We start from the raw sequence: 14,052 nt of genomic DNA on the forward strand, positions 1-14,052 counted from the left end.
GGGCGCCCCCGTGAGGGGAGCCCGGCGCCGGAGAACAGCGTGCGGCGGTGCGGGGGCCGTCGGCCCGGGGCTCAGCCGGCGTTCTTGATCGCCGAGATGTCGAAGTTCAGCTTGATCTTGTCGGAGACGAGGACGCCACCGGTCTCCAGGGCCGCGTTCCAGGTGAGGCCCCAGTCGGAGCGGAGGATCTCGGCCTTGCCCTCGAAGCCCACGCGCTCGTTGCCGAACGGGTCCTTCGCGGAGCCGTTGAACTCCAGGTCGATGCTGATCTGCTTGGTGGTGCCGAGGATCTCCAGGTCACCGGTGATCCGGTAGTCGTCGCCGCCCAGGGCCTCCGCCTTGACGGAACGGAAGGTCATCGACGGGAACTCGTCGGTCTTGAAGAAGTCGGCGCTCTTGAGGTGACCGTCGCGGTCGGCGGACCCGGTGTCGATGCTGTCCATCGTGATGTCGAGGGAGGCCGTGGACCGGGAGGGGTCGCCGCCGTCCAGGTGCAGCGTGCCCTCGAACTCGTTGAACGAGCCCTTGACGTTGGTGACCATCGCGTGCCGGGCGACGAAGCCGATCGTCGAGTGGGCCGGGTCGATGGTGTACTCGCCGGTCAGGGCGGCCAGGTCGGGGCTGACGGCGGTGGCCGTCGTGGTGGCCGCCGCGGCGGCGGAGGTCTCGGCGGTGTCGGTGGTCTTGCGGCCGAAGATGCCCATCAGAAGCTCCTTGGGAGAGGGGCCGCGGGTCCGGGGAGAGCCACGGCGACTTTCTGTTGAATGTTCAACGAGGTCAACACGGCACACCGTAGACCTATTCCGTTCAACTTTCAACAGCATCCGCAGTGTGCGGGAGAGGTGACATTCGGTCACGAGCGGTTCGCTTCCGGGGCCGCCGCCGGACCGGCGGCCGAGGGGTGCGGACCGCCGAACGGGGGTCCGTGTCACCCCGCTGACGGCATGGGCCGCTCATGAATGCCGGATGGCACTCGGCCGAACGGTTTGTGCGACCCCGACAAGACCGAACCCCTCCCGGCAGTCGGATCGCCTGCATGTGATGGTGGTTCTGTTCAGGGGCACCAGGAAAACGGTCCGAGGACTGTGCAGAGTCGACGGGCCTCTTTCCTTGGTGGACTTCGTATGGTCGCTACATGACCGTTTTGGACGAGGCCGACACCGCGAGCACCACGATCCCCGCAGGCGAACCGACCGACGCGCGTGGCCGCGTGGCGGAGCTGCACGCCATCCGCGCGGCGGCGCTGGCCGGCCCGAGCGAGAAGGCGACCGAGGCGCAGCACGCCAAGGGCAAGCTGACCGCCCGGGAGCGCATCGAGCTGCTGCTCGACGCGGGCTCGTTCCAGGAGGTCGAGCAGCTGCGCCGGCACCGGGCGACCGGGTTCGGCCTGGAGGCCAAGAAGCCGTACACCGACGGTGTCATCACCGGCTGGGGCACGGTCGAGGGCCGCACGGTCTTCGTGTACGCCCACGACTTCCGCATCTTCGGCGGCGCGCTGGGCGAGGCCCACGCCACGAAGATCCACAAGATCATGGACATGGCCATCGCGGCGGGTGCGCCGCTGGTCTCCCTGAACGACGGCGCCGGCGCCCGTATCCAGGAGGGCGTCTCCGCGCTCGCCGGTTACGGCGGCATCTTCCAGCGCAACACCAAGGCCTCCGGGGTCATCCCGCAGATCTCGGTCATGCTCGGCCCCTGCGCCGGTGGCGCGGCCTACAGCCCCGCGCTGACCGACTTCGTGTTCATGGTCCGCGAGACCTCGCAGATGTTCATCACCGGCCCGGACGTCGTCAAGGCGGTCACCGGCGAGGAGATCACCCAGAACGGCCTGGGCGGCGCCGACGTCCACGCCGAGACCTCCGGCGTGTGCCACTTCGCGTACGACGACGAGGAGACCTGCATCGCCGAGGTGCGCTACCTCCTGTCGATGCTGCCGCAGAACAACCGCGAGAACCCGCCGCGCGCGGAGTCCGCGGACCCCGCCGACCGCCGCAGCGAGGTGCTCCTCGACCTGGTCCCGGCCGACGGCAACCGCCCGTACGACATGACCAAGGTCATCGAGGAGCTCGTCGACGACGGCGACTACCTCGAGGTCCACGAGCGCTGGGCCCGCAACATCATCTGTGCGCTGGCCCGCCTCGACGGCCAGGTCGTCGGCATCGTCGCCAACCAGCCGCAGAGCCTCGCGGGTGTGCTCGACATCGAGGCGTCCGAAAAAGCTGCGCGCTTTGTCCAGATGTGTGACGCTTTCAATATCCCGATCATCACGCTGCTGGACGTGCCCGGGTTCCTCCCGGGTGTCGACCAGGAGCACGGCGGGATCATCCGGCACGGCGCGAAGCTGCTCTACGCCTACTGCAACGCGACGGTGCCGCGGATCTCCCTCATCCTGCGCAAGGCGTACGGAGGTGCCTACATCGTCATGGACAGCCAGTCCATCGGGGCGGACCTCACCTACGCCTGGCCGACGAACGAGATCGCCGTGATGGGCGCCGAGGGTGCCGCCAACGTCATCTTCCGCCGCCAGATCGCCGACGCCGCCGATCCCGAGGCCATGCGGGTCCGCATGGTCAAGGAGTACAAGGCCGAGCTGATGCACCCGTACTACGCGGCGGAGCGCGGCCTGGTCGACGACGTGATCGACCCCGCCGAGACCCGCGAGGTGCTGATCAAGTCGCTCGCGATGCTGCACACCAAGCACGCGGACCTGCCCTCCCGCAAGCACGGCAACCCCCCGCAGTAACCCGGCGGATCCTCCGCGGTACCCCCGCGGAAACCTCTCTCATGGAGACTGAAACCTATGAGCAACGCTGACATCCGCGTCGAGAAGGGCCATGCCGAGCCCGAGGAGGTCGCCGCCATCACGGCGATCCTCCTGGCCCGTGCCGCCTCCGCTCCCACTGATGCCGCCTCCTCCGACCGCCCCCACCGCAAGGCGGGCTGGCGCCGCCTGGAGCGGGAGCCCGGTTTCCGGGCGCCGCACAGCTGGCACTGAGAGTCCGACGCCCACAGCCCCGTCCTCCACCGGAGGGCGGGGCTGTGGTGTGTCCGGAAGTCCGCGGGCGCCCTCCACGGCCGACTGGGGCCCCTTTCCCGGGCGTCGGGGCATCCCGCGTCCTCGTGCCGCCCGACGCGGCTCCACGGGGCGGCAGTTGGATCCGGCGCTCCCGTACGGGCGTACCGGGCAAGGGCGTTCGGGCGGAAGAGCCGCCGGACCGGCGCGGCCGGCGACGCACGACGGCCCCTGCCTCTCCGGGCGGAGAGGCAGGGGCCGTCGTCGTGCGAGCGTGTGACGCTAGCGCAGGCGCGCCATGAGGGCGTGCTCGACCAGCGTGATGAGCGCCGACTTGGCGTCCGCGCGGTGGCGGGCGTCGGTCGTGATGATCGGGGCGTCCGGGCCGATCTGAAGGGCCTCGCGGACTTCCTCCGGGTTGTACGGCTGGTTGCCGTCGAAGCCGTTGAGGGCGATGACGAACGGAAGGCCGCTGTTCTCGAAGTAGTCGACCGCGGGGAAGCAGTCGGCGAGACGCCGGGTGTCCACCAGGACGATCGCGCCGATGGCGCCGCGGACCAGGTCGTCCCACATGAACCAGAAGCGGTCCTGGCCCGGCGTACCGAAGAGGTACAGGATCAGGTCCTGGTCGAGGGTGATACGGCCGAAGTCCATGGCGACGGTCGTCGTCGTCTTGTCTCCGGTGTGCGTGAGGTCGTCGATGCCCGCCGAAGCGGACGTCATGACGGCCTCGGTGCGCAGCGGGTTGATCTCCGAGACGGCGCCGACGAACGTGGTCTTGCCCACGCCGAAGCCGCCCGCCACCACGATCTTCGCGGACGTGGTGGAGCGGGAAGGCCCTCCGCTAGAGCTTGCGAAGTCCACTGAGCACCCTTTCGAGCAATGTCACGGCTGGCTGGCCGCCGGCGCTCTCGTCGCCGCCCGGCTGATGAATGGCGACCAGGCCCGCTTCCGCCAAGTCGGCGACGAGGATCCTGGCTACACCGAGAGGGATGGTCAGCAGGGCCGAGATCTCGGCCACCGACTTGATCTCCCGGCAGAGGTTGCAGATGCGCTGATGCTCGGGCAACTGGCCCTGCATCTGGTGCGGCTGCGCGGTGGTGTGCACCAGCGCCTCGATGGCGAGCTGGTAGCGGGGCCTGGTGCGGCCACCCGTCATGGCGTAGGGACGCACCAGTGGATTGTTGGACGCCCCGGCGGGCGACGCCTCGGGTGAGCGTCGCTGCGGCTGCACGGGCTGGATACGCGGTGCCGACGGCTGGTCGTACGGAGACGGCCCGGGACCCTGGGGACCCTGGGGCGCGTACGGCTGCCGTCGCTGGTGGGGTGCGGAGGGAGGAAAGTTGTACCGGTTCGGGTCGCCTGAACCGTCGCCCTGCCCCTGGCCGGGGCCGTACGACCAATTGCCCGAAGACGAACCGCCTGGGGGTGTTACCACTTTCTCTCCTCCTCCGACTGTGCCGGGCACCCAACGCTGGGACCGCGTCCCGAAACCTTACGGCCCCGGGACGACAATTCGCACCGTCTGTCTATTAGTTGAGAAGGCTGCCCTGGAGCTCCGCACGAAGATCCGGAGTGAGGACCGTGCCCGCACGGTCCACCAGAAGCGCCATCTCGTACCCAATGAGACCGATGTCCGCCTCAGGGTGTGCGAGTACTGCGAGTGAAGAACCGTCCGAGATGGACATGAGGAAGAGGAATCCTCGCTCCATCTCCACAACGGTCTGGTTCACGTGGCCGCCCTCGAAGATACGGGACGCGCCCGCGGTCAAAGAGGTCAGGCCGGACGCGACGGCGGCGAGCTGGTCGGCGCGGTCGCGGGGAAAGCCTTCGGACATAGCCAGAAGGAGTCCATCGGCGGAGACCACCACTGTGTGCGACACACCGGGGGTGTTGTCCACGAAGTTGGTGATCAACCAGTTCAGGTTCTGTGCCGCCTGGCTCATCGGGCTCACACTAACGCTCCTGGTTGTAGGTGCTGTCAGAACCGAGGCCCTGACCGTTCGTCTCACTACCTGCACTGCGTCCCCGCTCGACACCGCGACGCAGGTTGCTCAGCCTGCCCCGGACGTCTTCGGGAGCACGGGAGACCTGGGGGCCTCCCTGGGGGGTCGATTCCGCGGTTCCCTCGACCAGGTTGGCCTTGGGTACCCGCCGCGGCAGACCGGACGAGGTGACCCCGCCCGCCTTGGGCTTCTTCAGCTGCTCGGCGCGCTGCCAGCGGTCGTCGTTGGACGACCGCCAGTCGTCACCCGCGTTCCCGGAGGAAGCGGGCGCAGACTGCGCCGCCGGTTCCGCAGGGCGCCGACCGTTGCCGGCCGGGGCGGCTCCGCGACGGGGAAGCCCCGCGTCGGTCATCGTGTGGGGGGCCGAGGCGGCCGGACCCGGACGACCAAAGCCTACGCTGTCCCGCTCGCTCGCGTCAGCGACCTGCGGAGATTCCGCTTGCGGAGCGTAGTCGGCCTGGTACCCGCCCTGGTACGCGTCCTGCTGCGGCCAGTCGTCCTGGTAGGACGGCTCACCGAAACCGGACAGCGTCTCCGGGGCGGAGACACCCATTCCGGCGTGCTCCTGCTGAACCGGCTCCGTGTAGGAGGGCTCAGGGTAGCCGCCATTGGACGGGAAGTACGCCTCGTCGTACGCGGCCTGCTGAGGCTCCTCGTACGACGTCTGCTGGTCGTACGTGGTCTGCTGCTCCTCGTGCACACCCTGGGCGCCGTCGTACGCCGGGGCACCCTCGAAGGACTGCTGTCCCTCGTCGTACCCGTGAGCCGGCTGGGCGTCGAAGCCCTCGGCGTAGCCCTGGGGGGCCTCGCCCGCCTCGGGACCGTGCGTCTGGGCCTCCAGCGCGGCACGGCGCCCCTCACGCATGAGGGAGCGGCCCACGGGGTCCAGATCGCGGATGTCGTCCGGGACCTCGTAGCGGCTGTCGTCGAAACCGAGGTCCGCCGCGGTCAGCACGGGCTGCTGCTGGGTCCCGAAGTTCTCACCCTGGAACGACTGCTGCTGCTCGGGGATGATCTGGGACACGGTGAACTCGTCGCGCATCGGCTGCTGTTCGCCACCGCCACCGTGGGTGATGGCGTCGGGCAGCATGACCAGGGAGGTGGTGCCGGCCTGCTCGCCCGAGGGGCGCAGCTGGACCCGGATGCCGTGCCGGTCCGACAGACGGCCGACCACGAAGAGGCCCATGCGCTGGGAGATCGCGGCGTCCACGGTCGGCGGGTTGGCCAGCTTGTGGTTGATGTCCGCGAAGTCCTCGGCGGTGAGGCCGATGCCCTTGTCGTGGATCTCGACCATGATGCGGCCGTCGGGAAGACGGGTCGCGGTGACGCGGACCTTGGTCTGCGGGGAGGAGAACGTGGTCGCGTTCTCCAGCAGCTCGGCCAGCAGGTGCACGAGGTCGGTCACGGCGCGGCCGTGGATCTCGGCCTCCGGGACGCCGGAGAGCTCGATGCGCTCGTACTGCTCCACCTCGGAGGAGGCGGCGCGCAGGACGTCGACCAGCGGGACCGGCTGGTCCCAGCGGCGGCCGGGCTCCTCGCCGGCGAGGACCAGGAGGTTCTCGCCGTTGCGGCGCATACGGGTCGCGAGGTGGTCCAGGCGGAAGAGGTTCTCCAGCTGGTCCGGGTCGGCCTCGTTGTTCTCCAGGTCGGTGATCAGGGTCAGCTGGCCCTCGATCAGCGACTGGTTGCGGCGCGAGAGGTTCGTGAAGATCGCGTTGATGTTGCCTCGCAGGAGGGCCTGCTCGGCGGCCAGTCGTACGGCCTCGCGGTGGACCTGGTCGAAGGCTCGGGCGACCTCGCCGATCTCGTCCGTCGTGTTGATCGGGATCGGCTGCACACGGGTGTCGACCCGGCCGGGGTCGGTGCGCGAGAGCTGGTCGACCAGCATCGGCAGGCGCTGCTCGGCGACATTGAAGGCGGCGCTGCGCAGCTGGCGCATCGAGCGGGACATCTGGCGGGCCACCATGCCGGCCAGGATGAACGCGGCGAGCAGGGCGACGACGACGATGGCACCGGTGATGAAGGCGTCGGTCTGCGCCGTGTTGGAGATGTCGCCGGCCTCGGCCACGGCCTTGTCGGCGAGGTCGGACTCGATCTGGCGGTACGCGTTGTACTTGGCGGTGTTGACCGCCATCCAGTTCTGCGCGGTGATGCCGCTCGCGGCCAGCGTGGCGCGGTCGCTCTCCTGCGGGGACTGGAGCTGCGCCAGAGCCGTGACCATGTCGGTCGGGTTCGACGGCGGCGGTACGTAGTTGGGGTCGGCGGCCGCGGCTTCCCGCGCCTTCGCCGTCAGCTCGGCCTTGACCTTGGCCGTGGCCTCGTCGAGCTTGGTGGAGTCCTCCTCGGTACCACCACCGCGGTACTCCTCGACGGCGATGCCTTCGAGGTAGGCGTACGAGGACAGGGCGACGCGCTGGCTCGCCAGGCTGCTCAGACCGGGGCCCGGCTTGATCAGCATGTGCATGCCGATGGACCGCTCCAGCGACAGCGCGGCCTTGGACAGCGAGATCGCGTAGACCGTACGGCCGTAGCTGGTGATGTTTCCGGTGCCCAGACCGAGCTCGTTGGCGAACTCCATCAGCGGGTGCTGGATCTGGAGGTAGCCCTCCTCGGTCTGCACGCCGGTGAGCTTGCTGCCGTACGCGAGGGCCCGCAGCTTCGTGAGACCGGGCTCGACGTTGCGGAAGACCGAGAGGCGGCGCTCAAGACCCGGCGTCTTGGGCATGTTCTGCGCGGCCTGGTCGAAGGCGTCCGCGGCCAGGTCGGTGTCCCGGCGGACCTTGACGACGGTCGCGTCCTTCGCGCCCTTGCCGGTCAGCAGGGGCGCGGCGCTGAGGTCGCGCTCGACGAACAGCTTGTCGCCGTAGTTCAGGGCCGCCTGCACCAGGCGGGCCGTCTTCTCGGCGTCCTGGGCTTCCTGCCAGGTGTCGATCGAGCCCTTCACCTGGAAGCCGCCCATGACGAGGCCGACCACCACGGGTATGAGCAGGATCGCGTTCAGCCTGGTCGGCACGCGCCAGTTGCGCGGGGAGAATCGGCTCCCGCTCGGCGCGGGCGCCGGCGTGGGCTCGGGGCCGGCGACTTGTGCGGGCGCCGCTCCGCGCGCCGGCGGGGTGAAGTTGCCCCGTGCCGACGGCTCGGGACCGTTCATGCTTCGCCTCACTCGACCAACAACCTCTCGGCGTCGGCACCCACTGTGTGCCGCCGTATCTACCAGCGCCCTTGACTACTGGGCAGTTCAGCGCATTCCAGCACGTCAAGCAGCGCCATTCCAAACACTCGGAACGGATGATTCCGAGTGGCGCTGACCACAGATAAAACGGTCATAAAGAGCGAGCCCCGCCAAAAGACGGGGCTTTCATGAACGCAGGGGCACCGGCTGACCGCTATGCGTGTCGGGGCCCCCGAAATTCTCTGTCGAAACGTTATGAACACCGAGGCCGGCCGTGTCAAATGACACAGCCGGCTCCAATGCTTCTACGACAACTTCCATACAGGGCCGTCTACTTGGCTGCTACCGCAGCCGGGCCATGAGAGCGTGCTCGACCAGAGTGATCAGAGCGCTCTTCGCATCTGCACGGTGTCGCGCGTCCGTCGTGATGATCGGAGCGTCCGGGCCGATCTGAAGAGCCTCGCGCACTTCCTCCGGGTTGTACGGCTGGTGCCCGTCGAAGCCGTTGAGGGCGATGACGAACGGAAGGCCGCTGTTCTCGAAGTAGTCGACCGCGGGGAAGCAGTCGGCGAGACGCCGGGTGTCCACCAGGACCACGGCACCGATGGCGCCGCGGACCAGGTCGTCCCACATGAACCAGAAGCGGTCCTGGCCCGGCGTACCGAAGAGGTACAGGATCAGGTCCTGGTCGAGGGTGATACGGCCGAAGTCCATGGCCACCGTGGTGGTGGTCTTGTCCCCGGTGTGGGTGAGGTCGTCGATGCCCGCCGAAGCGGAGGTCATGACGGCCTCGGTCCGCAGGGGGTTGATCTCGGAGACGGCACCCACGAACGTGGTCTTGCCGACACCGAAGCCACCCGCTACGACGATCTTCGCGGAGGTGGTCGCCCGGCCTCCGTCAGAGCTTGCGAAGTCCACTGAGCACCCTTTCGAGCAGTGTCACGTCCGGCGCGCCGCCGTTGTTCTCATCGCCGCCAGGCTGGTGAATGGCGACAAGTCCGGCCTCGGCGAGGTCCGCGACAAGGATCCTGGCCACGCCGAGCGGCATGGACAGGAGGGCCGACACCTCGGCCACCGACTTCACTTCCCGGCACAGATGGCAGATGCGCTGGTGTTCGGGGAGCAGACCCATCAGCTGGGCCGGATCGGCCGTGGTGCTGATCAGAGCCTCTATGGCCAGTTGGTACCGCGGCCTGGTCCGGCCGCCGGTCATCGCGTACGGACGTACCAGCGGCTGGTCGCCTTCATCCCCGTACGACTCGGCGTACGGATCATGAGAGGCGGGGGGCGGGGTCATGAATCCTCCGGGCGGGACAGCAAGTCGGTCAGTCGTGCCGTCTGTTGAGGCCGGTGGGGGGATTGTGGCGGCCGGACGGTGATTTCGTGCGGTGTCTGGATCCGGCGGCGGTCAGTGAAGCAGACTGCCTTGTAGTTCGGCACGCAGGTCCGGCGTGAGGACGGCGCCCGCACGGTCGACGAGCAGTGCCATCTCGTAGCCGACAAGGCCGATGTCGCACTCCGGGTGGGAGAGGACCGCGAGGGACGATCCGTCCGAAACCGACATCAGGAAGAGGAAACCGCGCTCCATCTCCACGACCGTCTGGGCCACCGAGCCGCCTTCGAAGATCCGGGACGCCCCGGCGGTCAGCGAAGTGAGTCCGGAGGCGACGGCCGCCAGTTGGTCCGCGCGGTCGCGGGGGAAGCCTTCGGACATTGCCAGAAGGAGTCCGTCGGCGGACACGACGACGGTGTGGGACACCCCGGGGGTGTTGTCCACGAAGTTGGTGATCAACCAGTTGAGGTTCTGTGCCGCCTGGCTCATCGGGCTCAACTAACGCTCCTGCTGGTGAGTGGGGCTGGGGAAGCTGCCGGTCTGGCCGTTGGGAGCGGCCTGTCGACCTTGCTGAATGCCCCGACGGAGATTGGTCAGCCGGCCGCGTACGTCATCGGGCGCACGCGAGACCTGCGGACCGCTTTGGTGCTGTTGCTGCTGTGCCGTACCCGCGACGAGGTTGGCTCGCGGGACGCGGCGCGGCAGGCCTGAGGTGGTGACCCCGCCTGCCGACGGCTTGCGGGAACGCTCTGCCTGCTTGACGAGGTCGTCGTTGGGAGAGCTGCGCCACGTGGTGGTGGCGGCCGGTGCGGCGGCCGGCCGCTGCGGAGCCGGAGGAGTGGCGGGCTGCTGGGGGGCGGCCTGCGCGTATCCCTGGGAACCGTTGTTCTGGACGGCGCCATTGGCGGGCGCGCCGTCCGAGCCGTTCGCCTGACCGTGGAACCAGTTGGTCTCCAGGGTGTCGTACAGCGGGGTACGGCCGTCACCGGGGTTCGAGGCCGGGGGAAGCGCCTCGGGAGCCTGCGGACGGGCGGGCGGCTGTGGGGGAGCCGGTCGCTCGTACTGTCCGGTGGACGAACCCTGCCCGTTGCCGTACCCGGGTGCCGCGAACTGCCCGGTGGACGAGGGGTCCTGGGAAGGCGCGTAGCCCGGCTGGGCGAACTGGCCGGTGGACGACGGGGACTGGGAGGCCCCGTAGCCCTGGGCGGCGAACTGTCCCGTGGCGGCCGGGTTCTGGCCGTTGGAGGACTGGTTGCCGTAGCCGTACTGGCCGTTGTTCTGGCCGTTGTGCTGGCCGTTGTTCTGCGGCGCGGCCGCGCCGGGGCGCGGGGCGTCGAAGTCGGGACGGGCGAACTCCGCGGTGGAGGCGGGGTTCTGCCGGTCGTCGATCCGCGGCATGCGCGAGGTGGAGTCGGGGTCCTCGTGGCCGCGCGGAGTGTCGAGCGACGTACGCGGAACCGGCGGCTGCGCGTTGTCGTCGCTCCAGCTCGGCGTGCGCGCACCGGCGTTGCCGCCGGGCAGCTCGGCACGGGCGGAGGAGTTGCCGCGTCCGGGCAGCTGCGGCCGGCGACGGCCGCTCTTGCCGGACGGCGCCTGCGCGGGAGCGGCCGGAGCCGCACCGCTGTCGCCGAAGGAGTTCTGACCCGAGCCGTTCCCGTTGCCGTAAGCGTTCTTGCGGCCGCCGGAGGTGTCGCCGAAGGCGTTCGCCGACTGTCCGTCGCCGAAGCCCTGCTGCGAGCCGTTCTGGGCCGGGAAGCCCTGCTGCGGGCTCGCTCCGAAGGCGTTGGCGCCCGCGGGAGCCTGCCCGCCGCGCTGACCGCCCTGGGAACCGCGCCCACCGCCGGAGGCACCGGGGCGACCGCCCTGGTTGCTGCCGGGCAGTGCCGCCCGCTGACCCTGGCCCGAAGCGACCTGTCCGCGCTGCGGCGAGGCCCCGAGGGAGCCGCCGGGAGCGGAGGGGGAGCCGGCGCCGAGCGAGGGACCGCCCGAGCGACGGGCCGCGGCCACACCGGCCGAGGCCTGCGCCGCGGCGGGGCCGCCGCCGGAGGCACCCTGGCCGGGCTTGTTCGGCATGGGCTTCTTGCCGCCCTGGGCGACGTCCACGGGCAGCATGACCAGCGCGGTCGTACCACCGGAGTCGGACGGACGCAGCTGGATGCGGATGCCGTGACGCTGCGACAGACGACCGACCACGAACAGACCCATGCGGCGGGAGACGGAGACGTCCACCGTGGGCGGAGCGGCGAGCCGCTCGTTGATCGCGGCCAGGTCCTCGGGGGACAGACCGATACCGGTGTCGTGGATCTCGATCAGCACGCGGCCGTCGGGCAGGGCGTGACCGGTGACCTTGACCTTGGTCTGCGGGGAGGAGAACGACGTGGCGTTCTCCAGCAGCTCGGCGAGCAGGTGGACGAGGTCGTTGACGACCCGGCCGGCGACCTCGGTGCCCGGCACCGAGGCGAGTTCGATGCGCTCGTACTGCTCCACCTCGGAGGCGGCGGCGCGGAGGACGTCGACCAGCGGGACCGGACGGGTCCAGCGACGGCCGGGCTCTTCACCGGCGAGGACGAGGAGGTTTTCACCGTTACGGCGCATGCGGGTCGCGAGGTGGTCGAGCTTGAACAGCGAGGAGAGCTGGTCGGGGTCGGCCTCGCGGGACTCCAGCTCGGAGATGAGCGAGAGCTGGCGCTGGATAAGACCCTGGGAACGGCGCGAGAGGTTGGTGAACATCGCGTTGACGTTGCCTCGCAGAAGGGCCTGCTCGGCGGCGAGGCGGACGGCCTCGCGGTGCACGTCGTCGAAGGCCGCGGCCACCTGGCCGATCTCGTCCCGGGAGTGCACACCGACGGACTCCACCGAGGTGTCGACGTCCTGCGGGTCCGACTCCGAGAGCTGCTTGACGAGCTCGGGCAGACGGTCCTGGGCGACCCGGGTGGCGGTGTCCTGGAGGCGGCGCAGCGAGCGGATCATGGACCGGGCCACGACGAAGGCGCCGACGAGCGAGACACCGAGGACGAGCAGGATCAGTACACCGGAGATGATCGCTTCACTCTGGGACTGGTTGCGCAGCTCACGGGCCTTCTGCTCCATCTCGCTGAGCAGCGTGGTCTCGATCTTCGACATCTGGTCGATCTTGGCCGAGTCGTCGTCGAGCCAGTCGAGGTACGACCGCTTGTTCTGCGTCTTCAGACCTTCGGGGTTGCTCAGCACGCGCTTGGCGTACTGGTCGGCCGACTTGATCGTCGGGTTGTCACCCTCGATGGGCAGGAGCAGTTCCGTGCTGCCGGCACCGTAGATGTTCTTGAAGCTGCTGTTCTCGGACTCCTGGCTCTCCTGCGCGGACAGCGCGTACTGCTGGTCGTTCTTGGAGAGGTTTCCGAAGACCGTGGGGCGCGTGGGCAGCGCCGCGGCGATGATGGCCCGCTGGACGGAGGCGTACTCCTTGGCGGAGGAGAAGGCCGCCAGTGCACGGGTGCGCTGGATCATCTCCGGGTTGCTGGTCGCCTCGGCCATGTCCTGCGACAACGCGAGGAGCTCGGTGACCAGGCGGTGGTACGCGTCCACCGTCTGGGTGGCGTTCGCCGGGTCGTTGTAGGCGTCGCTGCGGATCTGGTTGAGCTTGTAGAGCTCGCTCACGACGCCGACGAGGCTGTCGTGCACACCGGACAGCTGGCCCTTCGACGTGGCGTCGTCGACCTGCTGCGTGCCCTCGAGGAAGTGCTTCTTGGCTATGTCGGTGTTGTCACGCACCGACTTGACCTTGAAGTCGTTGGCCAGGGCCCCGTGAGCCAGCGGACCGGCCGACTCGTCGCGCTCCTTCTGGAGCGCGGCGGCGAGCTCGGTGGCCTGCTTGGTCATCTCGGTCAGCAGTCGCATGTTGTCGAGCTGCTGGATGTTGTCCATCGACTCGTTGATGCGGAGCGCACCCAGCGAGGTCGCGGCGACCACGGGGAGTGCGAGCAGCGAGACGAGTCGCGTCGAGATGCGCCAGTTCCGCAGCGCTACGCGCGAGCCGTAGCTCGGCGTGCTTGTCTGCGTGGCGTCGGTCGTGGTGGCGGGAGCCTTGGGCTTCGCGCCGGCGCGAGCGGAGTGTTCACCGCTGCCGCCGACCTCTGCCGGTCCCGGGTTCTGGGCGTGCTGGGGCGAGGAACCGCGGTCGGTCCCGCCGCGCGGCTCCGGCTCCGCCGAAGCGCTGCCATCCCTCTTGAAACGTCCCTGCACTAGCGTCGCAACCTCTGGACCAGGCGCCCCTCCGCTGGAACGGCGGGACGGTGTCGGCGTTGTACACAGGCGCAGATGCGCTCTGTGTATGTGGTCTGAGTGACCGGCGCAGGTTCCCCCTTCCCGCCGCCACTCGGCGCTCAGTAGCGCCCCTGCGCGCCGGATCGTGAATCCGCGGCGGTCCGAGGAATTCCAGCACAGTGCAGGATCTCCAACAAGGGCCGTGTACCAGGCTGTGACCTCCGTGACAGCATGTGAGTGCGCTGTCACCAGGTGTGTAAAGGGTTCTCGTACATACCGGGCATAG

At 69.2% G+C, this 14,052-nt stretch carries 11 protein-coding genes; 2 read left to right on the forward strand and 9 right to left on the reverse strand.

Translation table 11 applies throughout. From position 1 onward, the window contains the following. Positions 1-71 precede the first annotated feature (71 nt). Positions 72-704: a YceI family protein gene (locus ACFWI4_RS11770; protein WP_387194036.1), complete on the reverse strand. Its 633-nt coding sequence runs from the start codon at positions 702-704 to the stop codon at positions 72-74. Between the two features lie 431 nt (positions 705-1,135). Between ACFWI4_RS11770 and ACFWI4_RS11775 the strand changes: the two genes are divergently transcribed. Both ACFWI4_RS11775 and ACFWI4_RS11780 read left to right on the forward strand, forming a co-directional pair. Then, positions 1,136-2,743: an acyl-CoA carboxylase subunit beta gene (locus ACFWI4_RS11775; RefSeq protein WP_385405636.1), complete on the forward strand. Its 1,608-nt coding sequence runs from the start codon at positions 1,136-1,138 to the stop codon at positions 2,741-2,743. A 57-nt stretch (positions 2,744-2,800) separates the two neighbouring features. Next, positions 2,801-2,995, forward strand: coding sequence for an acyl-CoA carboxylase subunit epsilon (locus ACFWI4_RS11780; RefSeq protein ID WP_385405634.1), 195 nt, complete (start codon positions 2,801-2,803; stop codon positions 2,993-2,995). A 300-nt stretch (positions 2,996-3,295) separates the two neighbouring features. Here ACFWI4_RS11780 and ACFWI4_RS11785 read toward each other — a convergent pair whose 3' ends face one another. The 8 genes from ACFWI4_RS11785 to ACFWI4_RS11820 all read right to left on the reverse strand — a co-directional run bounded on the left by ACFWI4_RS11785 (position 3,296) and on the right by ACFWI4_RS11820 (position 13,745). Further along, entirely contained in the window at positions 3,296-3,877 is a 582-nt protein-coding gene (locus tag ACFWI4_RS11785; protein ID WP_103554950.1) for an ATP/GTP-binding protein, read from the reverse strand. After that, positions 3,858-4,451, reverse strand: coding sequence for a DUF742 domain-containing protein (locus ACFWI4_RS11790; RefSeq protein WP_385405631.1), 594 nt, complete (start codon positions 4,449-4,451; stop codon positions 3,858-3,860). The genes ACFWI4_RS11785 and ACFWI4_RS11790 overlap by 20 nt, the downstream gene beginning before the upstream one ends. Positions 4,452-4,545: 94 nt before the next feature. Continuing rightward, positions 4,546-4,959 carry a roadblock/LC7 domain-containing protein gene (locus ACFWI4_RS11795; RefSeq protein WP_037625176.1) on the reverse strand — a complete coding sequence of 138 codons (414 nt, stop codon included), beginning with the start codon at positions 4,957-4,959 and terminating at the stop codon, positions 4,546-4,548. Between the two features lie 10 nt (positions 4,960-4,969). After that, entirely contained in the window at positions 4,970-8,182 is a 3,213-nt protein-coding gene (locus ACFWI4_RS11800) for a nitrate- and nitrite sensing domain-containing protein (protein WP_387194041.1), read from the reverse strand. A gap of 351 nt (positions 8,183-8,533) precedes the next feature. Then, on the reverse strand, positions 8,534-9,109 hold the full coding sequence (locus tag ACFWI4_RS11805; protein ID WP_028802395.1) for an ATP/GTP-binding protein: 576 nt from the start codon (positions 9,107-9,109) through the stop codon (positions 8,534-8,536). Continuing rightward, positions 9,090-9,488 carry a DUF742 domain-containing protein gene (locus ACFWI4_RS11810; protein WP_037624993.1) on the reverse strand — a complete coding sequence of 133 codons (399 nt, stop codon included), beginning with the start codon at positions 9,486-9,488 and terminating at the stop codon, positions 9,090-9,092. The genes ACFWI4_RS11805 and ACFWI4_RS11810 overlap by 20 nt, the downstream gene beginning before the upstream one ends. A gap of 111 nt (positions 9,489-9,599) precedes the next feature. Then, the gene (locus tag ACFWI4_RS11815; protein ID WP_037624995.1) at positions 9,600-10,013 is read right to left on the reverse strand and encodes a roadblock/LC7 domain-containing protein; all 414 of its coding nucleotides are present in this window, start codon (positions 10,011-10,013) and stop codon (positions 9,600-9,602) included. Between the two features lie 9 nt (positions 10,014-10,022). Further along, positions 10,023-13,745: a nitrate- and nitrite sensing domain-containing protein gene (locus ACFWI4_RS11820; RefSeq protein ID WP_387194045.1), complete on the reverse strand. Its 3,723-nt coding sequence runs from the start codon at positions 13,743-13,745 to the stop codon at positions 10,023-10,025. Positions 13,746-14,052: the final 307 nt, after the last annotated feature.

Origin of the sequence: Streptomyces sp. NPDC127038, from assembly GCF_042725875.1 — a bacterium.
GTDB lineage: Bacteria > Actinomycetota > Actinomycetes > Streptomycetales > Streptomycetaceae > Streptomyces.